Source organism: Bosea sp. Tri-49 (assembly GCF_003952665.1).
In the GTDB taxonomy this organism is placed as follows: Bacteria; Pseudomonadota; Alphaproteobacteria; order Rhizobiales; family Beijerinckiaceae; genus Allobosea.
This window is the reverse complement of sequence record NZ_CP017946.1, coordinates 4,246,558-4,272,582: the sequence shown is the minus strand read 5'-3', so window position 1 is coordinate 4,272,582 and position 26,025 is coordinate 4,246,558. Positions and strand designations below refer to the sequence as shown.

The window sequence follows — 26,025 nt, the reverse complement described above, 5'->3', positions numbered from 1 at the left end:
TGCCGCCGCGCGGCGGGAAGGCCTTGTTATGACTTGCTTCGGCGCAGCGTCAATGCCGCCCAGCGGTTGTACTTGCGCGCCAGTCCGGGTGCGAGCGGGCATGTGGACAACCCGCTGTCGGACTCGCCAGCAGCGTGCCGGCGCGGCAAGAAGAACGATCAATCTCGCGGCGGGCCGGCTTTGCGCCGCACTTCACAAGGTGGTCTGATAGCGCCATGGCGACATCGCCCGACATGCTAGCCGAGGTCGCGACCGCGCCGGCTTCGCTCGCCGGCCCTTCCGGCGTGCTGCCGCGCCAGGATATCCGCAAGCTCGTCCATCGCGGCATGGTTCGCTCGACCTCGGGTGCCTTCGCCGAGAGCCAGTACCAGCCGGCGAGCCTCGACCTGCGCCTCGGCCACAAGGCCTATCGCGTCCGCGCCAGCTTCCTGCCCGGGCCGAACAAGAGCGTCGCGCAGATGCTGGCCGATTTGACCCAGGACGAGGTCTCGCTTGAGGAGGGCGCGATCCTCGAGAAGAACTGCGTCTACGTCGTCGAGCTGATGGAGTCGCTGCATGAATTGCCGGCGACGATCTCCGCCTTCGCCAACCCGAAGAGCTCCACCGGCCGGCTCGACGTCTTCACCCGCCTGATCGCCGATCGCAGCGAGGCTTTCGACAGCGTCGCCGGCGGCTATTCCGGCAAGCTCTACACCGAGATCTCGCCGTCGAGCTTCTCGATCAAGGTACGCAAGGGCAGCCGCCTCAACCAATTGCGCTTCCGCCGTCGTAGCTCCGGCCAGGACGAGGCGGAGGGTTTCCGCGTCTCTGATCGCGAGCTGCGCGAGGTCCATCGCCGCACGGCGCTGGTCGATGGGCCGGCGACGATCCGCAACGGCCTGCTGTTCAGCATCCATCTCGGCGACGCCGAGGGCGAGATCATCGGCTACCAGGCCCAGCGCTTCACCGATGTCATCGATGTCGACCGGGTCGGCGGCTACGAGATCGACGATTTCTGGACGCCGATCCCGGCCAAGCGCAAGCGGCTGATCCTCGATCCGCACCAGTTCTACATCCTGGCCTCCAAGGAGAGGCTGCATATCCCGCCGGCTTTCGCTGCCGAGATGGCGCCGATCGACCCCGCCATGGGCGAGTTCCGCGTGCACTATGCCGGCTTCTTCGATCCAGGCTTCGGCGTCGGCACGGACGGCATGCCAGGCAGTCGTGGCGTGCTCGAGGTCAGGAGCCACGAGGTGCCCTTCCTGCTCGAGGACGGGCAGGTGGTCGGGCGCCTCGCCTTCGAGCGCATGGCGGCCGAGCCGGACGCCCTCTACGGGGCGATCGGCACCTCGAACTACCAGGGCCAGGCGCTGAAGCTCTCCAAGCATTTTCGCAGCTAGCCCGGCCGCAAAGATCCGCTCGCTCTGCGCGGCCGGCTCAAGTCTTCGTTAGCCGCAGATTCCTGTTTTGCCAGTGAATGTTACCCGAGCGGCAACCTTCGGGGCGACATGGTGGCGATTCCGTGTCAGATGGCTGCAAGCGCGGAGGACGCCGCCGGCCGCTGGCCTGCGGCGTGTTCATGCTTGTGTCACCGGCGGGGCGCAGTTGACGGCCTCCCGCTCAATGGCTTTTGTGGCCAAACGTCTACAGGGAAAGGATTTCTCATGCGCGCCCTCATCATTGCCGGCGTTCTTGCCGCCGGTCTGGCCGGCTGCCAGTCCGTCGAGCAATCGGCGGCCGAGTCCGACCAGGTCTGCCTCGATGCCGGCCATCGCCCCGGCACCCGCGCCTTCGAGCGCTGCCGCAGCGAAGTGTTCCAGAGCTTCCGCCGCTCCAACGCCCAGGCCAGCAACGCGGTCGCGGCCGGCGTCGTCGCCGGCGCGGTCGGCGGTGCGGTCATCGCGGCTTCGTCGCGCCGTAGCTACGGCTACTACGGCTACGGCGGCTGTGGCTATTACGGCTGCTGGTAAGGCGTTCCGCGTCTGAACCAAACCGCGCTGGGCGACAGGGGCTCGGCGCGGTTTTCTGTTCCACGGTCGGAAATCTCCGATCGGCCGGCTTGCGGTCGGCAGCCCGGCCCGGCTATACGGGCAGGAGTGCGGGTGTAGTTCAGTGGTAGAACGTCAGCTTCCCAAGCTGAATGTCGTCGGTTCGATCCCGATCGCCCGCTCCAAAAACCTCTTGGAACGTCAGCAGGTTACGACGGCCTACCGTTGAGCTCGCGTTCCTCACGTTCACCATGGGCTGTTCAGGCCCCGTTCTCACCGTTGCGGCGAGCGATTCTCTTGATCGCTACCATCCGGCTTTTCCCGATCGCACCGCGACTGTAGCGGGCGATCGTGGAAATCTGCATGTGGCCGAACTGAGCCACGAATCGTATCGAGATCTGCTCCGGCATCCTCGGCTTCCGTGATTGCATCGGCGTGGGCGTCGCTATTCGAGACCGCATCGGGCATAGGCGAATTCGGCATAGGGCCGTCCAGCTGTCTCGTCGACAATCAGCGCACCGATGCGCTGCTCAACTGGGATTTTCGCCAGCAGGTCCATGGTCAGCGAGAGCAGCTTCAGGTCGTGTGAGACAAGCGCGCCCGTCTTCGTCATCTCCTTCGAGATGACGAGGTCCTTGCCGAGACTGGCCCAGGTCAGCCCGTTGTTCCGCCGCCAGCTCTGCCGCGCCGATGATCATATTCCAGTGCAGCTTCCGTCCCTTCGGCTGGCTCGCGCTAGATCAAGAAATCGTCCGCGGTGAGGTTGGCCTTGGCGAAGCCCACGAGGGTGAGGGAAGCGGTTTCGCCGAACGAGATCACCGTGTTGGCCCCAACTTGGGTGGCCAATGCCATGACTTGAGCGAAGCTCGATGCCAGCGCGGGGTCGAGCGCTATGATGTCGCCAATTCCGGGGCCGCCCTGGAAATCGTCGATGACATCGTGACCGTACCCAGTCCGGAACACGAAGGTGTCGTTGCCGCCGCCGCCGAACAGCTCATCGTTGCCGGCTCCCCCCGACAGGACATTTCCCAAAGCATTGCCGATGAGCGTATCGTTGCCGGCATTGCCGATTGCAGTCTGGGCGCCGCCCTGGAGAATCAGGACCTCGACATTGTCCGGCAAGGTGAAGCTCGCTGTTGCAAAGACGCGGTCGGTGCCCTCGCCGGGGTTTTCAACCAGCGTGTCGTAGCGGCTGTCGACATAGTAGAAGTCGTGCCCTCGCCCGCCGAACATGGTGTCATTTCCACCGGCGCCGATGAGTTCGTCGATGCCGTCTCCCCCCGACAGGATGTTGTCGTCTACGTTCCCGATCAGAGCGTTGTTCTCGGTGTTGCCGATGCCGCTGGTCGCGCCGGCCAGCAGATAGAGATGCTCGACGTTATCAGGCAGCACGTAATTGATCGTGCTGTGCACCCAGTCGACGCCTTCGGCCGCGTCCTCGAAAATCTGGTCGCCGATATCGTTGACGCCGAAGGTATCATTGCCGGCTCGTCCCCTGAGGGTGTCGGCATCGAGCCCGCCGAGCAGGAAGTCGTTGCCGATCCCTCCGACCAGAATGTCTTCGCCGCGCCCGCCATCGACCACGACGCCGGCACCATCGGCGCCGATCTTCACGAGCACGAGGTCGGCACCATCGGCCGCGTTGATGACCTTCGCCCCGAGACCGAGGAAGATCGTATCGGCAAGGTTCGAGCCCAGGATCGTCTGGGCGCCATTCCCGACATCGAACGCGTCATAGCTGGTGTCCACGGATTGCGTTGCACCGGCAACGGGCCCCTGTATCCGCGCAGCCGGCGCATTCGGCCGGAAGATCACACCGTCACCCGCAATGATTTCTTCGATGCCACGCACAGTGCCGACCAACTGCTCCTCACGGTCAGCCTGAGTTTTGTAAGTGAGCTTGCTATCGTTGGCGTTCAGGGCTGTAAGCTGGATGGCAAATCCCCAAAGGCCAGGTAGAAGGAGTTTGTCTTTCAGCCCGGCGCCGCCGTCGAGCGTGCGAGCTCCAGATGCGAGCCAATTTTCGTCGACTAGAGTGATAGTATCGTTGCCATGCCCGGCGAGAACGAAATCGTCTCGGGAAAGGGCCTTCATTTGATCGTCGTTTGTCGTGCCGAGCATGACCTGAACATCTGTGCCGACATAAGCATGCCCGCTGCGAAGGCTGCTAGCGAGCGAAGATACATAAAACGAACTCGCGATATCGTTGGCGTGCTCAAGCAGGAGAATAGTATCTCTGACGTAAAATTCCTTCGAGTGCCCTTCGAAATCAAACCTTCCCTTGTCAACTACAGTATGAATGAAAACATCACTACCGGCCCTTACATTGTCGAAAGCGACACCCGCCCACGGTACTAGATCGTTGATATCCATAAAGTTGACGAACATGGGGTTACGCGGCAATAATTCGGCACCGGGCGAGCCCCACGTGAAGGCTTGGGCAGGCTTTGCGAGCGGCTCAGCCAGGAAGTATTGAGCCATGGCTCCCCCGAGGCTGTGCCCCGAAACGAGCACCTGCTCGATTCCATTGTACGGGTCGGCGATATACACCTTTATTCCGTCTATGAGCGGTTTATACTTGATATAATGAGTCAAAAACAACAGATAATCAGCGTAATCATCGTAGTTGTCAGTACCACGGAACGACACCGCAAGCGTCCGCTTGCCTCCCACTACGCCGGTCAGCACCAGCGCGTCCGCCTCGCCCGGCGTTACGCCCTTCGCTTGATACAAACCGTTTACGAACCTATGGCCAAAGACCCCGTTGACCGCGGGAGCAATCCCGAGCTCGATCGCCGCGACCGCGTGCCAACTACGGGAGACTGCGGCGCTCGCATCTACATAGCTCTCCAGCGCAAGCTGGGCGGCTTCGCCGACAATCCCGCCGGGACTCAGCATGACCTGCTTGTACACAGGCGCTGCGAAGCTGACCCGCTCGATGCCGCTCGTCCGCAGCGTGGCCAGCGTCGTTTCAATCTGAACTGTCGTCTCCTCCCAGCTGGGCGCCAACGGCTCCCAGCTGGACTTCACCCCGACCCTGATCAAATAGTCGGACGGAGAGCCCGGCAGCAGGAGCCGGTCTCCATTGATCGCGACCGGCTGATTTTCCGACGCCTCATCCTTCTGGCCGTAGACGTGCTGGACCGTACCGGGAGAGAAGCCCACGAATCCGTTGGTCCAATAGTCGAAGATGTCGCTGCCGTCGCCGCCATAGGTCGTATCCTGGCCCGGCGAGCCGTAGATTCGATCGTTGCCGGCTTGGCCCCACACGGTGTCGTCACCCTGCCCGCCGATGATCTGGTCGTTGCCATCACCTCCCACGATGACGTCCTTGCCGGGGCCGCCGTCGAACAACTGGTTGGGATCCCAGACGATTCCCGGAGCGAGCGTGTATCCTCCGAGCGAAGGCAAGTAGACTGTGTCGTCGCCAGCTAGCCCGTTGTATAGCGGCGCGAGGGAAGAGCCCGACTCGGGCAGGTCAAGACGCTGGGCCGGTGTCAGATTCGCGAAGTTGACGATATCATTGCCGCCGGTGAACAGGCGCGCCTCAGCTTCAATCGCGAGCCAATCCGCCCCCCAGAGGCTCGACCTGAGCCCGGTCGTATCCGTCCTGTTGGTCACGATGAACCGACCCATATCGATGTCGTCGGTCAGCCCCTCTTCCGGTTCATAGTCTCCGTAATTGCCGGACAGCGATAATACGGTATAATAACCTCGATCGACGACATCATAGCGAACATATTCGCTGTCCTGGTATTGAAAATCACTCCCAGTGCTGCTAATTACCGAACTGATTTTGGGATTTAATACAGGAGCCTTTGGATTTTTTAGGTTTTCCTGCGATGAATTCCAGATAGAAATTGCCTCAAAATCACCTGATTTTGTCATAACTAAATTTATTGATGAAATATCAACGGTATATTTCGGTTGACTGACGACCCACGGCGTATAAGAGCCATCCGGATTATATGATCTTGTAAATCGAGTTACATCCACATAATGGTATAAATGCATATTAACGTTGTAATTATAATTGTCGCGTAGTGTCGGCTCGTTAGCCGACTGAACAGATTGTCTAGAGAATCTATATTGATTCCACAGAACTCCATCTACATAACGATTGATATCCGAATCGAAGAACGAAAAACTCACATCTGGCAAAATTTTGAGATTTGCTATCTGCTGCTTGCTCTGAAGCTTCAGAATGACATTGCCAACTGAAGATTGAACGCTTCCGGGCAGCTGCAGATCCAGAGATCCTGTGAAATCGATCGCAGCCGCCATGAACGTTTCGGGGTTCCTATACAGAGCCTCGAATTCGAACGGGGTAAGCACTTTGCCGGCCACTCAAACTCTCCCCGCGCCCGCCATGGTTGCACAAACACTAGTGATGGTGATTGTGAAGCGCAACGCGCAGGTGGCAAGCTTTAGAATAATTTTCAGCAGGTCGAATATTCCAGAACCGTACGGAAGCTAGCCTTTCTTTGAAGCAACAATACCTCACGACCGAACCCGGCGCGGCCGGCCTAGCAACAAAGTGTCGTCACAGCGACAAGAAATGTTACGCAGCAGCCTCGTAGACGCCGCTCAGTGACCGGACAGGACCGTTTTCACCACGCTCGAGGGCGACCGACCTCAAGGACGCGTCATGACGCCGTGGCGTGACCAGGCCGCGATATCGCCGAGCTCTATTGGTTGCGCTCAGCGGGTGCAGCAGTGGCTGGTCGAGCGCTGACCATGCTTATCTCCATCGCTCGTTTTATCAAACTGTAGTATTTAAAAGCTTGTTCTCCCTGAGGCGCTCGCGCATCATTATGCTCTACGCAAATTCTTCCAAATGAAACGGTGCTTCGGAATTTAAGGGGGACGTATGTTCTATCTCTCAAAATACCTTCCGGAACTCTATTTGAGCACACCCTCCCTAACCGTGGGACGGCCCAAATACCAGACCATATCTGATAGCACCTACTTGGCGGGCGGTGCTTTCGTCGTCGCTTGGAAAGATACCCAGAGCGAAAGCGGCGTCACGAGATCGGAGGGCGCTGGCGCGACCATTTTCGATAGTTTCGGCAAAGTAATTGCAAGTCAGATTCTGGACCCCGGCTCACCGAATTTTTTCTCGGGAGAGCACAAGCCGTCGCTGACGACCTTGTCCAGCGGCAATTGGCTAGCGGCCTGGAGCCACACCGACAGCACTATGGGAGGTGCCCTGACCAGCGCGGCCTACGCTGCCATTTTCACACCGACGGGGCAGTTGCTCGGCTCGCAAATCATGATTCGACCGCAGACCAGTTCCCTCGGGGCCGCAGATCTTTCCTCCGTCGTCGTCACGGCGTTGTCGGGGGACCGTTTCGTGGCCACGTGGACGCAGCGTGAAGCGCTTGGCTTTCCGTTCACGTTCGAGATCCGCGGCCAGATCTATTCGGGTACAGGGCAAGCCATCGGTCCTCAGTTCTCCGTCGAGACAGGAAGTCCCACCGTGACGCCGATCATCGCGCTCTTGGCGAATGATCGATTCATATCGGCGTGGACCTACACGGACCAAAGTCAGCATACTCAGATCAAGGCGCAGATTTTCGACGCGTCCGGCGGCAAGGTCGGCTCGACGCTCTCGCTCGCTGTCACATCCCAGATGAGTGCGACCGCCAAAGCCAGCATTGCCGGCCTGGCTAACGGCACGTTCGTCCTTGTCTGGAACGACTCGTCCGGCGACTCTGATATCCGTGGACAAATATTCAATGCGGCCGGGCAAGCGATCGGCGCGCAGTTCACGGTCAACGCCACTCTGAGCGGCGACCAGACTGCGCCGCAGATCGTCGTGCTCCCGGATGATTCGTTCGTCATAAGCTGGACGGATACGAGCCACGTGGGAGGTGACAATAGTCAATCGGCTATCAAGCTCCGGCACTTCGATTCTACTGGCGCGGCTTTGGGGACGGATGTCCTGGTCAATACCTTCATTGCCGGGGGCCAGTCGGATTCATCTCTGACGCTGCTTTCCGACGGAAAGCTGTTCGTGTCCTGGACGGATTCCAATAGAGCTGCGTCGGACACCACGATAGCGCCAGGCATCAATGGTCAGATTTTCACGTTGTCGTCGGATGCTCCGTCGCCGCGACAGCTACACAACGACATCAATCGTGACGGCAACAGCGACATTCTGTTCTTTCGGGCGGGTGGATTGGCCGCCGCTTGGGAAACGGATGGCTCGCACATCAGAAAGGCGTCCGCGATCGGGGCACTCGATCCCGGCATGACCATCGTCGGCACCGGCGATTTCGACGGCGACCGGCAGTGCGATTTTGTCCTGCGGGCCAGTGACGGCACCATCGCCCTTTGGGAGATGAACGGCACGCGCATCAAGCTGGCCGCCGGTGTCGGCACTCCGGCAGAGGGCTTCGCGGTTGCCGGAACAGGCGATTTCAACGGAGATTACAAATCGGACGTCCTGCTGGAGCGAAGCGACGGATTCCTTGCGCTGTGGGAAATGAATGGAGCGACGGTCACAAGAGAGGCCGGGATCGGCTCGCTTCCTTCGACGTTCAAGGTTGCGGATATCGGCGATTTCAATGGTGACATGCACTCGGACATCCTGATGTTGAGCGCTAGCGGCGACCTGGCGATCTGGCAAATGGACGGCTCGACCATCAATCTGGCGGCCGGTATTGGCGCTTTACCCTCGGGCAACACGATTGCAGGGATCGGTGATTTCGATGGCGATGGCAAAGCCGACATCCTGTTTCAGGATGGTGCCGGTGTCGTATCCATGTGGGAAATGGATGGCTCGACCATCAAGCTCGCAGCCGGCGTGGGAGTATTGCCGTCCGGATTTGAGATTGCAGGGAGCGGCGACTTCAACGGTGACGGCAGGGCCGATATCCTGCTCAGGAACGGCGCCGGGTTTGTGGCCACTTGGGAAATGGACGGAGCGACGGTCAAGATGGAAGCGGGAGTCGGCGCGCTTGGTACGGACTGGTTTCTGCTTTGAGTGGAAGGCAATGTGAAGCTACGCCGGTCGTGTGTAGAGGGGTTTCCATGGCTTCCGTAGAGGCGACCTTCCACGAGCCGTTTCGCTATCGAGCCGGCGCGCAATTTTCAATGCGGTGGGCTCTTGCTCTTCAGGTGTTCGCTTCTTCAATTCGCGTTCCTTCCGTTACTAGCAACGGAGAACGTTGAGACGCTATTGCAAGGGACGGCTAGCGCTTCCCAAGCTGAATGTCGTCGGTTCGATCCCGATCGCCCGCTCCAAATTTCCGACATTGTCGAGCGTTCCGCTTCCGCGGTGTGCCCCTGCGGCATGAACGCCGCTTTCGGCTGAGCCTCCGCAGCGCTAGATTGCGCATATGAGCGCATCTCCGCAGATCGATACTCAGGATGCAGCCCCGGCGCATCGCGTCGGCCTTTGGCTTCTCGGCGGCGGCTTCGGCCTGTTGCTGTTGGCAGGCCTGCTGCTCTGGTGGCGCGAGGGTGATCGTCTGTTCACCGACTGGCTGATCGCCGCGCTTCTCGCCTGCTTCTGAGCGGCGCTTCGCCCGCATTCGAGGATGTCCCCCGTGAATCGCCGCCTGCTCCTGCCCTTGCTAGTCTTCGTGCTCGGCGCCGCCGCGCTCGCCGCAGCCGCCTTCATCACCTTCGCGCCCGGCTCCCGTCAGGGCGGACAGAGCCTTGCTTCGAGCGTCGGCGGACCGTTCGCGCTCACCAGCGGCGAGGGCAAGACGCTGACCGACAAGGATCTGCGCGGCGCGCCTTTCCTGGTCTTCTTTGGCTTCACCCATTGCCCCGACATCTGCCCGACCAAGCTGTTTGAGATCTCGGAGGTGCTGCGGGCGGCCGGAGCCAAGGGCGAAAAGCTCAAAGCGCTTTTCGTCACGGTCGATCCGGAGCGCGACACGGCCGAAACGATGAAGAGCTATCTCGGCTCCTTCGACCCGCGCATCGTCGGGCTGACGGGCGAGCGCGCCGCGATAGACGCGACGATCAAGGCCTACCGCGCCTATGCCCGCAAAGTGCCGCTCAAGGACGGCGACTACACCATGGACCATACCGCCCTGGTCTATCTGATGGACAAGAATGGCGGTTTCGTCGGCGCCTTCAATATCGAGCGCCCACCGGCGGAGGCGGCCCAGGAATGGCTGCGCCATCTCTAGGCACGGCAGGCTAGGTCCGATTGCGATAGCGCGAGGAGCGCGCGAGGCCGTGCGCCGTCTTGTGCCAGCCGAACCGGTCGTGAAAATAGTCATAGAGTGCGAGCCAGGCGGCCAGCGAGGCGAAGAGATAGTAGATCGGCAGGGCCGGAAGGCAGCGCCATAGATCGGCCGCGCCGCGCCGCCAGGCGCCGAGCGCGGGCACGAGGAAAGCTGCACAGATTCCGCTTCCGGCGAGTCCCAGCGCGAGTGCTGAAAGCACGAGTTCGAGTGGATTGCCTGGCGAGAACAGGGAGCCGTCGAGCACCGCCACCACCGTCGTCGCGACGAACAGCGGGTAGAGCAGCGTGCCGAGCAGGGTGCCCAGCACCAGCGACAGAAAGGTCAGCGCGGCAGTCAAACCGGCTTCGCGCAGGAGGCGGCTGGGCCGCAACAGGTGGCTGATCAGCGTCTGCAGATGGCCCTTGAGCCAGCGCCGGCGCTGCTTCAGCCAGGCTGGCAGGCGGTGCGGGGCCTCTTCGAGCGTTCGGCAGGGCAGGTCGGCCGTGTAGCCACCGGCGCGGACAAGGCGAAAGCCGATATCGGCATCCTCGGTGACATTCCAGGGGTCCCAGCCGCCGACACGCCGCAGCGCTTCGGTCCGGAAATGGTTCGAGGTGCCGCCGAGCATGATCGGCAGACCCGATTGCAGCAGGCCGGGGTTGAGCACGTCGAACAGCCCGGCATACTCGAGCGCAAAACAGCCGCTGAGCCAGTTGTCGTCTGGATTGTCGATGACGAGATGGGCTTGCAGGCAGACCAGCGCGGCTTCCGAGCGCAGGAAGCGGGCTGCCGCCAGGCGCAACTGCCGTGGGTCGGGAATGTCCTCGGCGTCGAAGATGGTGAACAGCTCGCCGCGTGCTTCGGCCAGTGCCAGGTTGAGGGCGCGGGGCTTGGTTTGCGGAAGCCCGCGTGGGACGATCACGACCTGCATGAAGGGTGGAACCACACGCGCTGCAAGGGCGCGACGCAGGCCCCAGTCGACCTCCTCGACGAGAATACGAATGTCGAGCTTGGCGGCAGGGTAGTCGATAGCCGCCAGAGCTCCGATCAACTGATCGAGCACGGCTTCTTCGCCGAAGATCGGGACGGCGATAGTGTAGACCGGCAACCGGCTATCATCGATCTGCCAGCAGGCTTCGCGCCCGAGATTCACGGGGGGCCTCTCCATTAGGGCGGCGATCCGCAGGACCACGGTAGCGAAGAAGAGCGGACCCAACGCCAATGCCGCGCCGGTCACCGTCGTGACCGGTGCCAGCATGCCGATCGCGCCAAGGAAGCCGGTAAGGAAAATGGCCAGAACCTTCTGGCCCCAGCTCATACCGGTTCTGGCACTGAAGCGCTGTAGCCCCGCTTCATCCACCCAAGCCACTTCGCGGGCTAGTTGTTCGGCATTGACGCGCCGCAACTCGGCCGCCAGCGTCGAGGGGGTCATGACTACAATATCCTTGCGGCCATGGGGTTTCGCCGCGAGGAAGCGGCGTAGCGCTGGCCCAGGTGGAGGCGCGGCGACAAAGCGCATCGGGCTTTCCGAGTGAGCGCTGACGACAGCCATGCCCTCGCGCAGGGTTGCCGAGACGTTGCCGCCGGGCTGCAAGGGAGGTGGGCGCGATTGGAAACGCAGTCCGAGATCGGCGGCCAGCGCCCGGTAGAACAGCTCTTCGCTGACGAGACCGGATGCGATCACCTGCCTGCTGGGAGAGACAGCGATCCGCTCTGCCAGCTGGGCGCTCCTCAGCAGCTGTGCGGGGGGTACGCCATAATCGGCCAGAAATGCGATCTCGGCCGGCAGGCCGAGCGCGCGCGCCTGGTCTGTGTCGGCTTGCGGCCAAGCTTGAGCCCTCATGCCCGCCCCCCAGCCGCGGCTGGCGGCTCATCCAACCGACGGCAACTTATGGTTGCTTATCGTAACGTCAGAGTCGAGTCTGGGGCGGTCGGATCAGCAACGAGACTTGCTCCTGAAATCCGCCGCGGATGGTGCGAGCGGCGGGGGGTGGAAAACGCTCGGTAATAATTTGCATACAAATGAGGCGCGGCTGCCAATCCAGGCGGCGGCGGTCGATCCCCCGCAGATGTTGGCAGTCGGGGGTGGAGCGCCTTGTGCTCCATGCCTCGACGCAGGTGGTCCAGTACTTGCTCCAAGCCTTTCATTCTACGCCGAATCTGCGCCGCATGCGGCGATTAGGGGTCGACCTCACTTCGCAGTTGCGAACGAGTTTGTGCGCGATAGTCTCGCTTCCCTGCTGCGGTCTGCAGTTTGCAATTCGTCGGTCTCAAATCGCTTGACAAGCTTCAGATCCGTTGAGATCGTTGTTTGCATACAAATGAAATTTGAACGTGAACGCCCGGCCTGCTGCAACGATAACGATCGGCGGCGTGCCTCAATGGGAGAGTGACATGACCGCTTGGCTTGGCCTGACTTCATTCAACCGTCTCGCGGCCCTGGCCGCTGCGGCCGTGCTCACTTGGCAGGCGCCGGCGCGCGCCGAGGAGATTTCCGTCACCCAATGGGGCGCGAGCCTCTATGGCGCGCCCTATGCGGTGGCGATGGAGAAGGGTCTGTTCAAGCAGGCCGGCATCGACATCACCGGCATCATCGGCTCGGGCGGCGGCGGCACCACGGTGCGCAACATTCTCGCCAGCGCGACGCCTTATGGCGAGGTCGCGGTCTCCGCCGCGCTCGCCGCCAAGGCGCAAGGCCTCGACCTGATCATCGTCAACACCGGCACGCGCAGCGTCGCCGAGGCCTCGATGGTCGTCATGCCGAGCTCCGAGCTCAAGAGCGTCGAGGACCTCGCCGGCAAGAAGGTGGCGATCACCTCGCCGAAATCGGTCTCGGAAATGCTGCTGCTGATGGTGCTGCGCGAGAAGGGCGTCGACCAAAGCAAGGTCCAGCGCGTCGCCGCTGGCGGCTATGTGCCGGCCCTCACCATGCTCGAGCAGAACGCGGTCGTCGGCTCGGTGCTGATCGAGCCGCTCTCAATCATCCGCAAGGACAAGTATCGCACGCTCTACAAGGCCGGTGACATCCTGAAGCCGATGACCACCTCGGTCGGCATCACCACGCGCAAGTTCGCGCAGGAGAATCCCGAGAAGCTCAAGGCAATCATCGCCGGCCGCCGCGCGGGCGTGCAGGCGATCTACAAGGACCCGGCCGAGACCGCCAAGATCATCGAGAAGCTCTACAAGCTTGAGCCGGCGATCGCCAAGGAAGCGGTCGACAACATGATCCCGCCGAAGATGTGGAGCGAGGGCGAGTTCAGCGTCGCCGAGCTCAACCGCATGGTCGAGGGTCTCAAGCTGATCGGCGAGGTCAAGGCCGATGTTGACTGGTCGACCGTCCTCGACAAGTCCTATCTGCCCGCCGACCTCCAGGCGAAGCAATGAGCGCGGCATCAGGGGCCAAGATCGTGACGCTCGCCCCCCACGCCGCGGCTATCGAGGCTCACGCCAGGCTGCGCGGCGTCACCCGGGTATTCCAGCTGCCCAAATCGACCTTGCATGCGCTCGGCCCGGTCGATCTCGACCTGGCCAAGGGCGAGTTCTTCTCGGTGGTCGGCCCGTCCGGCTGCGGCAAGTCGACCCTGCTCGACATCCTTGCCGGCCTGAGCGAGCCGCAAGCCGGCACGGCCGAATTCGAGGGCAAGCCGATCAGGGGCGTGCCTGACGGTGTCGGCGTCGTCTTCCAGGAGGACGCGTCGTTTCCCTGGCTCAATGTCCGCGACAATGTCGCCTTCGGTTTGCGGCGCGCCGGCATGGATCCGGCCGAGATCACCCGGCGCGTCGACTACGCGGTCGGCTTCATGGGGTTGAAGGACTTCGCCGGCTCCTATCCGGCGCAGCTCTCCGGCGGCATGCGCCAGCGCGTCTGCATTGCGCGGACTCTGGTCCTGCAGCCGCGATTGATCCTGCTCGACGAGCCTTTCGGCGCGCTCGACCAGCAGACCCGCCTGTTGATGGGCGACGAACTGCTCCGGCTTTGGCGCGAGACCTCCGCCACCGTGCTGCTCATCACCCACGCGCTCGACGAGGCGGCGATGCTGTCGGACCGCGTCGGCGTGATGTCGACGAGGCCCGGCACCTTCATCGATTTCGTCGAGACCGGCTGGGAACGGGATCGCGACAGCCGCGTCGTCTCGACCCCGCATTTCGGCGACATCACCGCCCGGCTCTGGGAAAAGCTGCGCATCGAGGCGCTGAAGATCATGTCGGCCGGAAAGGCCTGAGTCATGTCCGAGAAATGGCTGCGTGTTGCGGTCGTCACCGCGATGATCCTGCTGGTCGAGGCGCTCTGCCGGGTCGGCGTCATCCCGCGCATGGTGATGATCGCCCCCTCCGATATGGTCGTCGAACTCGGCAAGATCCTCGCCTCCGGGCAGTTCTCGGCCGATATCAGGATCACCTTCACCAATATCGCGATCTCGACCGTGCTCTCGGTCCTGCTCGGCTTCGCGGCTGGCGTGATCATCTACTCGCTGCCGAGCCTGCGCGATGCGATCGAGCCGCTGCTGGCGAGTTACTACGCCGTCCCGACCTTCGTCTTCTATCCGATCTTCATCACCCTGTTCGGCGTCGGCTCGGCCTCGATCATCGCGATCGCTGTGCTGCTCGCCGTGGTCTCGATGGTGACTGCGACATTGAACGGGCTCGACCGCATCCCGCGCGTGCTGCGCAAGACCGGCCAGATCTACCGGATGTCGCGGACCAAGACCGCACTGCTGATCGAGCTGCCGGCAGCGATGCCCTATCTTTTCACCGGGGTGAAGCTTTCGGTCGCCTATTCTTTCATCGGCGTCATCGCCTCGGAGTTCATCCTGTCCGGCGCCGGCCTCGGCTACGCCATCGCCTACGCCTACAACCTGTTCGAGAACGGGCACATGTACGCGCTGATGCTGCTCGTCCTCATCGCAGTGACCGTCGTCAACACCCTCCTCAACATTGTCGATCGGCGCCTCCAGGCGCGCCGGCAGCGGTGACGTCATGACAGCTCTCATGCCACGGTCGGCCGGCACGCTCCTCGTTCTCCTCGCCCTCATCGTTCTCTGGCAGGGGCTGCACCTCCTGGTCGGCGCCTCCTCGCTAGCCTCGCCCGTGCAGACGGTCGCGAAGCTCGCTGCCCTGCTCGCGACCGGAGAGTTCTGGCTCAACGTCTCCGAGACGATGCGCGCCTTCGTCGCCGCCTTCGCGATCTCGCTCGCCGGCGGCATCACGCTCGGCATCGTGCTCGGGGTCCGCAAGCTCGCCGGCAACGTCGCCGAGCCGATCCTGACAACGCTCTATTCGATCCCCAAGGTCGTGCTCTACCCGCTGGTGCTGCTCTGCTTCGGCCTTGGCATCTCCGCCAAGATCGCCTTCGGCGTAATGCACGGCCTCATCCCGATCACGCTGTTCTCGATGAACGCGATTCGCCAGATGAAGCCGGTCTACCGCCGGACCTCGCAGGTGATGCGGCTGTCGCCTTCGCAGAACGCCTTCACCGTGATCATGCCGGCGATTTTGCCCGAGATTATCTCTGGCGTCAGGCTCGGCTTCTCGCTGACGTTGCTCGGCGTCCTGATCGGCGAGATGTTCGCCTCGCAGCGCGGCCTCGGCTTCATGCTGACGAGCGCGATCAATATCGGCCAGATCGACACGATCATGGCAATCGCGCTGCTGCTGACCATCTTTGCCGTCACCTGCAACGCCTTGATGATGCGCTTCGACCGGCGTCTGACGCACCGCTAAAGCGCCTTCCGGCGGCTTGCGCCGGCCGGGCCAGTCATGCAGGTTGCGGCTGACTCGTCCCGCTCGCCGCGGACTGCGCCCTGCACTGGAAAAACCATGAGCCTCCATCATTTTGGCGCCGCCGCCGTTCTCGTCGCCCTGCTGGGCGGCTGCGTCTCGCGCGAGGAGCCTGTCGGTGTCTCGGAACCGGCCCCGGTGCGGACGCGCGTCGTGCGGTCCGCGCCGCCGCCGGATGGTGGCACTCTTGATCTTGGCCTGCCCCCGGCCCGTGAGGGCGGGCCGGCCTATGTCCGCTCCGGCATCAGCAGCTCGCCTCGGCAAGGCGAGCTTTATGGGGCCGGCACGCTGCCGCAGGGCTTCTGAGGCAGGCCCGCCCCGCAGCCAACGGCTGCCGGGTCGGCCGGAAGACGATCTCGTTGACGTCGACATCGTCGGGTTGGCTCATGGGGCGATGCGCCGCCCGTCTCCAGCAGGAGGCTGGCGATCGCCTCGGGCCGCAAGGTGTAGCCCAGCCCTAGGAAGGGCGCTTCCCCGGTCGCTTCGCCGAGATGCGCGTCCAGCGGCAGGTCGACCGAGACGATGAGATACTGACCTCTACCGTAGTCGAAGCTCTGCCCCCCGAGGCCGGTCCGCTTGGCGCCAGCCCTTTTCGTCTCAGCGAGGGCTGCTTGAAACCCGGCCCTGATGCCCACTGGAAAGGAACTGCATGAAAGCCGGCGGGATCTCAATGAAGCCGAGAGCTTCCTGGCGGATATCGAAATCCGCGATAGCCTCGGTCAGCATCTCGAATTCCCGCTCACCGTCAGAGCCCCTCGAGGATGAGATCAGCTGTGCAGCTCGCAGCACAGCAGCCTTTCGCTGTTCATAAGACGAGATCACCACGGCGTCGGCGTTGGGCATGACACCACCTCATCGCTACGCAACTCACGCCCGCTACGCTAGCGACCCAATCGCTGGAATACGAGTCGCTTGTACAAGATTGCTCGGTATGTGGTCCCAGGCGCCCAGAATGGAGTTAGCTTCCGGCCTGCGCTCGGAGACATGGGCCGTCGTAACGCGCCAGGAGCGGAACCTGGAGTATTGGCCGCAAGCTGACATTGCCGAGTGGTGGCCTGACTTCTGTTCCCGACCCATCTCGGAGATTTGCTTCGATGAAAAAGCCCAGCTCGCCGAAGCGAGACCGGGCTTCCGTCATGCGACAACAGATTGTCGGTATCGTTCAATAGCTCGCCTCGTCAGATCATCTTCGTCTACAGCGACGATCACCAGCGCAGCTACGATGTAAGCTAGCCGGGTTCGCTCCGTTCATCAGACGCATCGGGAATGTTCGATCTGACTTCATCCCATGCGGCTTCCAACGCCGCCTGCGCACGAGCGAGGTCAACTGGATCATTCAGCGATGAGAATGGCATGACTCCTTTCCTCCGCAAGGATTCTGCGAGGAGAAATTTAGGCAATCAGCATCCAGCGGCAAGGGGTTTCAAACCCCAGAAGCTCAGCCTCGCTCGAACGATGCCGGGCCAGCATATTTCTGCTTCCCAGCCTGAGCGGAAGTCAGCTGGGTTGGCTTGCCCACTAGGTGCGGTGCCTCCAAACCTTCCCGAAGACACTAGCAGGATGCCTACCGGAAAGCGGACATGATCACTCCATGAGCCGCTACCGTATTAATTAGCAAGGCTTATCAGCCCTATTGAATCCAGATGGCTAATCGAAGAGTGGGGAGGTGACTAGGTTCCTCGCGAGCTGATGCTGCGACCGAGGGGCGAATGCCTGCTATCGATACCAAATTCCTTATTCCGCCCTTCCTTTTCGCTGCGGGTTTCATCGGCTCAGCGCCGGTGCCCGCGCAACAGGCGGCCAAGCCTGCGCCTTTTACGATCCAGGAGCAGGGTAGTTTCGCTGTCGGCGGGACGGTGGCGAAGACCCCCGGAACCTACGATAACAACAAGCCGACTGTCGCCGGGCAAAGCCTGCACGGCGACCACCTCTACGCCTTCTATCAGGTTCCGCAGACCCCCAAGGCGCTGCCGATCGTCATGCTGCACGGCGCTTTCCAGTCGGCGCGGAGCTGGGAGACCACCTCGGACGGGCGCGAAGGCTTCCAGACCCTCTTCCTGCGCCGCGGCTTCCCGGTCTATCTCGTCGATCAGCCGCGTCGCGGGCGCGCCGGCAACAGCACCGTCGCGACGACGATCGAGCCCACTCCCTACGATCAGCTGTTCTTCGATCAGTTCCGGCTCGGCAAGTGGCCCAACTACTTCGACAACGTCCAGTTCGACCGCAAACCTGAGACGCTGGACCAGTTTTTCCGCTCGGTCACGCCGAACACTGGAGCATACGACGCCGGCGTCGTTTCCAACGCGATGACGGCGCTGTTCGCAAAGACCGGCCCAGCCATCCTGTTCACCCACTCGCAGGGCGGTGGTCCGGGCTGGCTGACCGCGATCAAGAGCCGCAACGTCAAGGCGATCGTCGCCTTCGAGCCGGGCAGCGGCTTCATCTTCCCGGAGGGCGAACTGCCCCCGGCCATGCCGAGCGCGGCCGGCACTTTGTCGCCCGAGGCGGTGCCGCCGGCGGATTTCCAGCAGCTCACCCGCATCCCGATCGTCATCTATTACGGCGACAATTTTCCGGTCGAGCCGACCACGGAGCGCGGGCAGGACAACTGGCGGGTAAGGCTCGCCATGGCCAAGCTCTGGGTCGCCGCCGTCAACAAGCATGGCGGTAACGCGCGCCTCGTGCACCTCCCCGAGATCGGCATCAAGGGCAACACGCACTTCCCCTTCTCCGACCTGAACAATGTCGAGATCGCCGATCTGGTCTCGAAGTTCCTGGCCGAGAAGAAGCTGGATTGAGCCGCCTGCGGGCGTCGGCGCTGCGGGCAGCGCGCTCCCCACAGATCAAGGTTTGGAGGTCGAAATGACCAACGCAGTCATCAACACGAACAGACGTGAGTTCCTCGGAGCCTCCGGGCTGGTTCTCACAGGCGCAATCTTAGGAGTTCCTGCAATGACCAGTGCCACCGCTGTCGCAGCCGACTACAAGCAAAATCCGTTTGGCTTGGTCTATGGCGGCGCCATCACGCAGAACGAGCCGGGCAAGGTCAATATCCACCCGGTCACCTACAAGCTGGGCGGCCTGGACATCGTCGCCAACGTCTACACCCCGGCGAACTACGATCCGAAGCAGACATATCCCGCGATCGTCGTGGCGCATCCCAATGGCGGCATCAAAGAGCAGGTCGCAGGCCTCTATGCCCAGCGCCTGGCCGAACAGGGCTACATCACGATCACCATGGATGCGGCCTATCAGGGCGGCAGCGGCGGCCAGCCGCGCAGCATCGACAAGTCCCAGTTCCGCATCGAGGACATCCACGGTGCGGCGGACTTCATCACCCGCTACGCGGGCGTCGATGCCGGGCGTCTCGGCCTGCTCGGCATCTGCGGCGGTGGCGGCTACGCGTTGTCCGCGGCGAAAGCTGACAAGCGCTTCAAGACGATCGCGACCTTGAGCATGTTCAACTCCGGACGGGTTCGTCGCAACGGCTTCGCAGACTCGCAACTGAAGACGATCCAGGAGCGCCTGCAACAGGTTTCAAAGGCCCGCGCCCAGGAGATGCGCGGCGGCGAAATTCTCTATGCCGGCGATGCCAACCTGACCGACGAGCAAATCGCCAAGCTGCCGTTCGAAATGTACCGGCAGGGTTACGAGTACTACTGGAAGACGCACGCTCATCCAAACTCGACCTTCAAGTATACGATGAGCAGCCTGCTCGACCTGATGCGCTGGGACGCCACCGACCAGCTCGAGCTGATCGACCAGCCGTTGCTGATGATCGCCGGCAGCAAGGCCGACAGCCTGTACATGACCGAGGATGCCTTCCCCAGGGCCACCGGCACCAAGGACAAGGAACTCTTCAAGATCGAGGGCGCGACGCATATCGAGACCTATTGGGTTCCCAAATATGTCGACGCCGCGCTGGGCAAGCTGACGCCGTTCTTCGTCCGAACCCTTGTTTCCGGCCGCTCATAGCCTGCGTCCCGAGCCTTTCCCGACGCGCCACATTCTCCCCGTGAGGAGTCACGCATCTTGAAGACGCTCACCAGACATCTGCTCGCCGCAGCCGGCCTGCTTCTCTCCGGAGGATTTTCCCCCATGGCGATCGCCCAAAGCCAGCCCCCTGCCCCGTCCACCGCGGCTCCTGCCAAGCCGCCCTCCCGGGCCCAGCAACTGATGGGCGACATCGCCCCCAAGCTGGCCGAGCTCACCGACGAGGTGCTGTTCGGGGATGTCTGGGCGCGGCCCGGCCTCTCCCAGCGCGACCGCAGCCTCGTCACCGTCAGCGCGCTGATCGCCATGAACCGGCCCGACCAGCTCCGCTCGCATATCGCTCGGGCGCGGCAGAACGGCGTGACCGAGACGGAGATCGTCGAAGCGATCACGCAGCTCGCCTTCTACGCGGGCTGGCCGAACGCCATCGCGGCGGTCGGCGTCGCGCGCGAGGTTTTCAAGCCGAAATGATGGCCAGGATGTTCACGCCAGCACTCACACTCATCGCAATGCTGACGCCCGTGGCTTCGGCCCTCGCCCAGACCGGCCAGGAGGTCGTCGTCCAGCGCGCCGACTCCCAGAAGCCCAGCGTCGGCGCCGCCCAGAACTTCACTGGCGCTGTCCGTGTCGACGGCCGCTTCCAGGGCAGCGCGCCGGCGCGGGTCAGTGGCGGCACGGTGACCTTCGAACCCGGAGCGCGTACCGCCTGGCACACCCATCCGCTCGGCCAGACGCTCATCGTCACGGCCGGCACCGGACTGGTGCAGCACTGGGGCGGTGCGATCCACGAGATCCGCCCCGGCGACGTCGTCTGGATTCCGCCCAGTGTGAAGCATTGGCACGGCGCAGCGCCGACCACTGGCATGACGCACGTCGCCATCTCGGAGGCACAGGACGGCAAGACCGTCGACTGGCTGGAGCGCGTCTCGGACGAGCAGTACCGGCGCTAGAAGCGAGACGAAGATGAAAATCCCTGCATTCCAGATTGCCCTGGCGAGCCTGTCCATGGCGGCCGTTCTCACCGTCGGCTGGCAGGTTCATGCCGAGGCGACGCGGGCCACGTTCCCGCAGCTCGACAAGCTCGTGCACTACACCACCGTGCGGCGCGGCAACGTCATGGAGCACATCATGACGACGCCCGAGGCGATCAAGGCGATCAAGGACCGCCAGCCCGTGCCCGCCGGCACGCATTTCGTGCTTGTCGACCACCGCGACGGCAAGCTCTTCCGCTATTTCGTCATGGAGAAGGGCCAGGGCTGGGGCGCGGACTACGACGAACGCCGCCGCACCGGCGACTGGCAGTTCCAGTGGTTCTGGCCCGACAAGACGATCAATACCGCGGAGAACACCGCGCGCTGCCAGTCCTGCCACAGCAGCCAGTCGGGAGCGGAGTATCTTTTCACCGGCTCCCGGATTCCCCGCTTCAACGGCACGCCGATCGAGTAGGCGGGGGAATCGCGAGGTGAGCCGTCTTTTTCTCTCCCGGTTGTGGCTCGATGGCCTGACCGCGGCGCTACTGCTGCTCGGCTTCGCCTATTGGTGGCTGGGCAACGCGGTCCATGAGCTGGCGGGAACGGCGATGTTCCTGCTCCTCTTCGCGCACAATCTCTTCAATCGGCGCTGGTGGGGCGGGATTGCGCGGACACGGCGCGAGCCCCGCAGCCTGTTCAATGTGGGAGTGACCTTCGCGCTCCTGATTGCCATGCTGGCGCTGCTCATCACCAGCGTGCTGATCTCGAATGCGCTGGCGCCATACCTGCCGCCCTGGGGTGGCTTCACCGTGCGGCAGATCCACACCCTCGCCGCCTATTGGGTTCTGGTGATCGTCGCGGTCCATCTCGGCCTGCGCTGGCCGATGCTGATGGGGGTGGCGCGCAATCTGTTTGGAATCTCCGGTCCCAACATCGCTCGGACGATCACTCTTCGGGTTATCGCAGCAGCAATCGCGGTTCTGGGGATATGGAGTTCGTTTCAGCTCGGCATCGGCGGCAAGCTTTCGATGCAGATGACGCTCGACTGGTGGAATTTCGAGGAATCAGTCGCGGGCTTCTTCATCCACTGCATCGCGATCGCCGGGCTCGTGATGGTCGTCACTTATTACGGGCTCAGGCGCGATAGCGCAGGACGTCGACGAGCACCGACAGGGCCGGCGAGAAATGCCGCCGGCTTGGATAGTAGAGATGGTAGCCGGGAAATGGCGGACACCAATCCTCTAGCACCCTTATGAGCCTGCCCGCGCGGGCATGCGGGATCGCTTGGTCCTCCGGCAGATAGGCAAGGCCGAGACCGTCAAGCGCCGAATTCAGGCGCAGCGCGAGGCTGTTGAACACGAGTTGCCCCTCACCACGCACCTTGACCTCGCGACCATCTTTTTCGAGACCCCAGGGAAACAGCCCGCCATAGGTCGGGAGACGTGACGCGATGCAGTTGTGGGACGTCAGGTCCTGCGGCGTTTCCGGAAGGCCATAGCGCTTGAAATAGGCCGGCGATCCGACCACGGCCATGCGCATCTCGGGGCCGATCCGGACGGCGATCATGTCCTTCGCGACCTGCTCGCCCAAGCGCACCCCCGCATCGTAACCCGCCGCCACGATGTCGACGAGGCCATAGTCGACGATGATCTCGACCTTGATATCGGGATGATCTGGTAGGAAGCGCCTCAGGGCGGGCTGCAAGGCCGAGATCGCAGCATGTTCTCCGGCCGTGATGCGGACCGTCCCGGCCGGCTTGCCCCGCAATTCGCCAAGCGCCGCGATCTCCGCCTCGATCTCGTCGAAGCGCGGCGCGACGGCTTCGAGAAGTCGCACGCCGGCTTCGGTGGGGGCGACACTTCGAGTCGTACGCGTCAGAAGCCGCAGCTTCAGACGTTCCTCGAGAGCCTTGATGGTCTGGCTCAGTGCGGACTGCGAGACCCCCAGCTTGGCCCCAGCCTTGGTGAAGCTGCGCTCCTTTGCGACCATGGCGAAGGCGGCGAGGTCATTGAAGTTCGGCTGCGCCATTGATTAGGGTGCCTTATGAGCTTAGGCGAATTATAGCTCATGATCCTTAGGATCGGCACTCGCTGGCTATGCCTCATCAACATGCCAATTCAATATCCTGACGACCGGGGCTGAGTCGCGCCAAGTGCAGACATTGGATAACCACCCGGAAGCAGACATGGCGGGTGCGATGCGCAAAGCTTCGTCAAACTCGACGCTACACCAATAACTGGCTCAGTTGACCAACATACGCGCTCAGGAGGTTTGACGCGCGACACCAAGGCTCCAAAATGTCGCGCACCTGCCCGCGCGGAGCGCGCACCAACCACATAAAGGTTCTCTTTCGCGCGCGTGGTCGCGGCGTTGAAAAGATTCGGCGCCGCCGCTCAGGGCGACGCCTGCGCCTGCCGCGTCGCGCGCAGCACCTCGCGCGGCAGCGCGCCGGTCTGGCGCTCGACCATGCGGTGCACGACCGGCGGCTCGGGCCCGATATGCAGATCCCTGACCCGGTCGCCGATTTCGGCGTCAGCCTGGGTGACGCGCTGGGCCTGGCGGACATATTCGACCCAGGTCGGGCTGTCGTAGCGCTCGATCCAGAGCTCGGCATCGGTCAGGTCGCGCAGCAGCGACCAGTGGCGAGCACCGTCGCGGCGGCGGATGCGCCGGCGTTCCTCCATCGCCTTCAGGAACTCGACCACGTCCTCCTGCCGGATCCGCCATTCGATGGTGACGAAGACCGGGCCGCTGCGCGGCTCGATATCGACCGCGACCTCGGGCTTTCGCCAGCGGCCGAGCGGATCGAGATTGAGCGCCTCGAGCGGCGGCAGCTGATACCGCAGCCCGGCGGCCGCGCCGAAGACGAGTGCGACCGCTGCCGCGATGAGGCCGCCGGCCGGGCCGGAATGGAGGGTGACCCAGCCCCAGGCCCAGCTGCCCGCGGCCATGCCGCCGAAGGCCGCCATCTGGTAGAGCGCAAGCGCGCGTCCCACCACCCAGCGTGGCGCCGACAGCTGCACCGTCGAATTGAAGGTCGAGAGCGCCAGCACCCAGCAGGCGCCGTCGACGGCAAGCGCCGGCATGGTGAGCCATAGGGTCGGGCTCAGCCCTACCACCAGGGCCGCGGCCGCATAGGCCAGGAAGGTCAGGCGCACGAGGGTCTCGGTGCTGAAACGACGGCGCAGCCGGGCGCTGACGAAGGCCCCGGCGACGGCGCCGGCGCCGAAGGCTCCCAGCAGGATGCCGTATGTCAGCGGGCCGCCGCGCACGAGATCGCGCGCGACCAGCGGCATCAAAGCGAGACCGACGACGCCGCCGAAGCCGAAGAGGAAGGCGCGCAGGATGACGGCGCGGATATTGGGCGACATCGCGACATAGCGGAGGCCGGCGCTCATGGCGATCAGGAACGTCTCGCGTGGCAGCAGGCGCTCGACGCGCGGCGGCTGCCAGCGGGCCAGCACGACGAGCAGGCCGATATAGCTGAAGGCATTGACGATAAAGGCCGCGACTGCGCCGAAGGCGGCGACGATCGCGCCGCCGATCGCCGGGCCGACGCTGCGAGCGATGTTGAAGGCGACGCTGTTCAGCGTCACCGCCGCTGGGACTTCGGCTCGCGGCACCATGTCGCCGACCGAGGACTGCCAGGCCGGGTTGTTGAGCGCGTTGCCGCAACCGAGCAGGAAGGTGAGGGCGAGCAGCAGCCAGGGCGAGAGCAGCCCATACCAGGCGAAGACCGCCAGCATGATCGAAACAGCGAGCATGAAGCCCTGCGCCGTCAGCAGGATGCGGCGACGGTCGTAATTGTCCGCGATCGCGCCGGCGGCAAGCGAGAACAGCATCACCGGCAGCGCGGTCGAGGCCTGGACGAGCGCGACCATGTCCGGCGAATTGGAGAGCGAGGTCATCAGCCAGGCGGCGCCGACCATCTGGACGAGGCCGCCGAAGTTCGAGGCAAGGCTTGCGATCCAGACCGCACGGAAGATCGGCTGGCGCAGCGGCGCAAAAGCCGAATAGCGCCCGTCATGAGGCTTCAGGCCCTCGGCGGCGAGGTCGGCTTCGGCGGTCTCGGCCGTGGTCTGCGTGGCGGGCTCATGCGGCATATCACAGTTAGAGCATGCCGGCGGGCGATGGGAAGCCGCGCTGCGCCATTGTCCGTCATCAGATGATTTGAGACCGTTTTCGGGTTTCAGGAACGGAGGCTGTGGCTCATCTGGGTTTCAGGGGCTGCTTCGGGCCGATGATACGCCTTGTGTTCCAGGCTGGGCGCTGATGGAGCGGTCGAGCTTCGACAAGCATGGTGCATCCTCCATCGGGATGCCGCACCCGAAACTAAACCCATCCGCCATCGACGATGTAATGCTGAGCCGTGCAGGCTGAAGCCTCGTCCGACGCCAGGAAGACGGTAAAGCGCGCGACCTCGTCGGGGTCCAGACGGCGCTTCAGGCATTGCCGCCGCATCAGTTCCTCTTCGCCCTCGGGCGTAAGCCATTTCTCGATCTGCCGTTCAGTCATGATCCAGCCGGGCGCTATCGCGTTGACGCGGATGTTGTCGGCGCCGTAGTCGCGCGCCAAAGATCGCGTCAAGCCGATCACGCCCGATTTGCTGGCTGTATAGGCCGCCATGCCCCCTTGGCCGGCCAGCCATGATGTCGAGCCGAAATTGATGATGACACCGGCCTTGGCGGCCCTCATGCCGGGCAGCACCGCCTGCGCCGCAAAGAACTGGTGCTTCAGATTGACCGCGATCCGCTGATCCCAATACTCGGGGGTCACCGTCTCGGTCTGATGGCGTTCGTCATGTGCGGCATTGTTGACGAGGACATCGATCCGGCCGTGTAGGGAGCAGGCTTGTTCGATTCCGGCCCGCAGTGCCGGGACATCCGTCAGATCGACATGCTGGAAATGAGCCGAGAGGCCGGCCTCGGTCAGCTCCTGTGCCAGCGCTTCGCCTGCATCGCGCAGGAGGTCGAACAAGATCACGATGGAGCCCTGGCGGGCAAAATGTCGTGAAATCGCTGCCCCGATCCCGGATGCGCCGCCCGTAACCAGAACGATCTTTCCGGCAAGGTCGGAATAGACGGCAGCCATGATCAACTCCAGAGGCAAGGCCAAAACGGCGGCGTGCTC

Annotated in this window: 24 protein-coding genes, 1 tRNA gene and 1 pseudogene; 17 read left to right on the top strand and 9 right to left on the bottom strand. The window is 63.0% G+C overall.

What is annotated here, in order from left to right; all coding sequences use genetic code 11:
* Positions 1-215 precede the first annotated feature (215 nt).
* The 3 genes from BLM15_RS20645 to BLM15_RS20635 all read left to right on the top strand — a co-directional run bounded on the left by BLM15_RS20645 (position 216) and on the right by BLM15_RS20635 (position 2,152).
* Positions 216-1,379, top strand: a complete 1,164-nt coding sequence (locus BLM15_RS20645; protein ID WP_282567864.1) for a 2'-deoxycytidine 5'-triphosphate deaminase — start codon at positions 216-218, stop codon at positions 1,377-1,379.
* A gap of 264 nt (positions 1,380-1,643) precedes the next feature.
* Positions 1,644-1,949, top strand: a complete 306-nt coding sequence (locus BLM15_RS20640; protein WP_126114519.1) for a hypothetical protein — start codon at positions 1,644-1,646, stop codon at positions 1,947-1,949.
* A 128-nt stretch (positions 1,950-2,077) separates the two neighbouring features.
* A tRNA-Gly gene (locus BLM15_RS20635) sits at positions 2,078-2,152 on the top strand.
* Positions 2,153-2,227: 75 nt separating this feature from the next.
* On the opposite strand, the gene BLM15_RS31450 is transcribed toward BLM15_RS20635, so the two are convergent.
* The 3 genes from BLM15_RS31450 to BLM15_RS20630 form a co-directional block, all read right to left on the bottom strand.
* Positions 2,228-2,377, bottom strand: a complete 150-nt coding sequence (locus tag BLM15_RS31450; protein WP_164547595.1) for a hypothetical protein — start codon at positions 2,375-2,377, stop codon at positions 2,228-2,230.
* A gap of 35 nt (positions 2,378-2,412) precedes the next feature.
* Positions 2,413-2,580 carry a hypothetical protein gene (locus BLM15_RS31445; RefSeq protein ID WP_164547594.1) on the bottom strand — a complete coding sequence of 56 codons (168 nt, stop codon included), beginning with the start codon at positions 2,578-2,580 and terminating at the stop codon, positions 2,413-2,415.
* Between the two features lie 122 nt (positions 2,581-2,702).
* A complete protein-coding gene (locus tag BLM15_RS20630; protein ID WP_126114518.1) occupies positions 2,703-6,314 on the bottom strand; it encodes a hypothetical protein in 3,612 nt (1,203 codons plus the stop codon).
* 523 nt (positions 6,315-6,837) lie between these two features.
* Here BLM15_RS20630 and BLM15_RS20625 point away from each other — a divergent pair.
* The 3 genes from BLM15_RS20625 to BLM15_RS20620 all read left to right on the top strand — a co-directional run bounded on the left by BLM15_RS20625 (position 6,838) and on the right by BLM15_RS20620 (position 10,114).
* Positions 6,838-8,955, top strand: coding sequence for an FG-GAP repeat domain-containing protein (locus tag BLM15_RS20625; RefSeq protein ID WP_126114517.1), 2,118 nt, complete (start codon positions 6,838-6,840; stop codon positions 8,953-8,955).
* A gap of 355 nt (positions 8,956-9,310) precedes the next feature.
* Positions 9,311-9,487, top strand: a complete 177-nt coding sequence (locus BLM15_RS31440; protein ID WP_164547593.1) for a hypothetical protein — start codon at positions 9,311-9,313, stop codon at positions 9,485-9,487.
* A gap of 24 nt (positions 9,488-9,511) precedes the next feature.
* Entirely contained in the window at positions 9,512-10,114 is a 603-nt protein-coding gene (locus BLM15_RS20620; protein ID WP_126114516.1) for an SCO family protein, read from the top strand.
* A 10-nt stretch (positions 10,115-10,124) separates the two neighbouring features.
* Here BLM15_RS20620 and BLM15_RS20615 read toward each other — a convergent pair whose 3' ends face one another.
* Positions 10,125-11,996: a glycosyltransferase family 2 protein gene (locus BLM15_RS20615; protein WP_126114515.1), complete on the bottom strand. Its 1,872-nt coding sequence runs from the start codon at positions 11,994-11,996 to the stop codon at positions 10,125-10,127.
* Between the two features lie 551 nt (positions 11,997-12,547).
* Between BLM15_RS20615 and BLM15_RS20610 the strand changes: the two genes are divergently transcribed.
* The 5 genes from BLM15_RS20610 to BLM15_RS20590 all read left to right on the top strand — a co-directional run bounded on the left by BLM15_RS20610 (position 12,548) and on the right by BLM15_RS20590 (position 16,237).
* On the top strand, positions 12,548-13,537 hold the full coding sequence (locus BLM15_RS20610) for an ABC transporter substrate-binding protein (protein WP_126114514.1): 990 nt from the start codon (positions 12,548-12,550) through the stop codon (positions 13,535-13,537).
* Positions 13,534-14,376: an ABC transporter ATP-binding protein gene (locus tag BLM15_RS20605; protein ID WP_126114513.1), complete on the top strand. Its 843-nt coding sequence runs from the start codon at positions 13,534-13,536 to the stop codon at positions 14,374-14,376. Before BLM15_RS20610 ends, BLM15_RS20605 begins: the two co-directional genes overlap by 4 nt.
* Before the next feature lie 3 nt (positions 14,377-14,379).
* Complete coding sequence (locus BLM15_RS20600) at positions 14,380-15,126, top strand: ABC transporter permease (protein ID WP_126114512.1); 747 nt, start codon at positions 14,380-14,382, stop codon at positions 15,124-15,126.
* Between the two features lie 16 nt (positions 15,127-15,142).
* Positions 15,143-15,874 carry an ABC transporter permease gene (locus BLM15_RS20595; RefSeq protein WP_126114511.1) on the top strand — a complete coding sequence of 244 codons (732 nt, stop codon included), beginning with the start codon at positions 15,143-15,145 and terminating at the stop codon, positions 15,872-15,874.
* Positions 15,875-15,970: 96 nt separating this feature from the next.
* Positions 15,971-16,237 carry a hypothetical protein gene (locus tag BLM15_RS20590; protein ID WP_126114510.1) on the top strand — a complete coding sequence of 89 codons (267 nt, stop codon included), beginning with the start codon at positions 15,971-15,973 and terminating at the stop codon, positions 16,235-16,237.
* Here the strand turns inward: BLM15_RS20590 and BLM15_RS32335 are convergent.
* Together BLM15_RS32335 and BLM15_RS20580 are read right to left on the bottom strand one after the other, a co-directional pair.
* Positions 16,204-16,566: an AraC family transcriptional regulator gene (locus BLM15_RS32335; RefSeq protein WP_206438548.1), complete on the bottom strand. Its 363-nt coding sequence runs from the start codon at positions 16,564-16,566 to the stop codon at positions 16,204-16,206. The two genes, BLM15_RS20590 and BLM15_RS32335, sit on opposite strands and share 34 nt — an antisense overlap.
* Positions 16,529-16,774: a hypothetical protein gene (locus BLM15_RS20580; protein ID WP_126114509.1), complete on the bottom strand. Its 246-nt coding sequence runs from the start codon at positions 16,772-16,774 to the stop codon at positions 16,529-16,531. The genes BLM15_RS32335 and BLM15_RS20580 overlap by 38 nt, the downstream gene beginning before the upstream one ends.
* 866 nt (positions 16,775-17,640) lie before the next feature.
* Here BLM15_RS20580 and BLM15_RS20575 point away from each other — a divergent pair.
* The 6 genes and pseudogenes from BLM15_RS20575 to BLM15_RS32240 form a co-directional block, all read left to right on the top strand.
* Positions 17,641-18,729: an alpha/beta hydrolase gene (locus BLM15_RS20575; protein ID WP_126114508.1), complete on the top strand. Its 1,089-nt coding sequence runs from the start codon at positions 17,641-17,643 to the stop codon at positions 18,727-18,729.
* Between the two features lie 154 nt (positions 18,730-18,883).
* Positions 18,884-19,906, top strand: a complete 1,023-nt coding sequence (locus tag BLM15_RS20570) for an alpha/beta hydrolase (RefSeq protein ID WP_236846777.1) — start codon at positions 18,884-18,886, stop codon at positions 19,904-19,906.
* Positions 19,907-20,029: 123 nt separating this feature from the next.
* A complete protein-coding gene (locus BLM15_RS20565; protein ID WP_126116270.1) occupies positions 20,030-20,395 on the top strand; it encodes a carboxymuconolactone decarboxylase family protein in 366 nt (121 codons plus the stop codon).
* 8 nt (positions 20,396-20,403) lie between these two features.
* On the top strand, positions 20,404-20,874 hold the full coding sequence (locus tag BLM15_RS20560; protein WP_126114507.1) for a (R)-mandelonitrile lyase: 471 nt from the start codon (positions 20,404-20,406) through the stop codon (positions 20,872-20,874).
* 13 nt (positions 20,875-20,887) lie between these two features.
* Positions 20,888-21,370, top strand: coding sequence for a cytochrome P460 family protein (locus BLM15_RS20555; protein ID WP_126114506.1), 483 nt, complete (start codon positions 20,888-20,890; stop codon positions 21,368-21,370).
* A gap of 133 nt (positions 21,371-21,503) precedes the next feature.
* Positions 21,504-21,716: pseudogene (locus tag BLM15_RS32240) on the top strand (DUF4405 domain-containing protein); the annotation flags it as partial.
* A gap of 313 nt (positions 21,717-22,029) precedes the next feature.
* Here BLM15_RS32240 and BLM15_RS20545 read toward each other — a convergent pair.
* From BLM15_RS20545 to BLM15_RS20535, 3 genes are all read right to left on the bottom strand, one after another.
* On the bottom strand, positions 22,030-22,923 hold the full coding sequence (locus BLM15_RS20545; protein WP_126114505.1) for a LysR family transcriptional regulator: 894 nt from the start codon (positions 22,921-22,923) through the stop codon (positions 22,030-22,032).
* 365 nt (positions 22,924-23,288) lie between these two features.
* The gene (locus tag BLM15_RS20540; protein ID WP_126114504.1) at positions 23,289-24,998 is read right to left on the bottom strand and encodes an MFS transporter; all 1,710 of its coding nucleotides are present in this window, start codon (positions 24,996-24,998) and stop codon (positions 23,289-23,291) included.
* A 229-nt stretch (positions 24,999-25,227) separates the two neighbouring features.
* The gene (locus tag BLM15_RS20535; protein WP_126114503.1) at positions 25,228-25,986 is read right to left on the bottom strand and encodes an SDR family NAD(P)-dependent oxidoreductase; all 759 of its coding nucleotides are present in this window, start codon (positions 25,984-25,986) and stop codon (positions 25,228-25,230) included.
* Between the last annotated feature and the right edge of the window lie 39 nt (positions 25,987-26,025).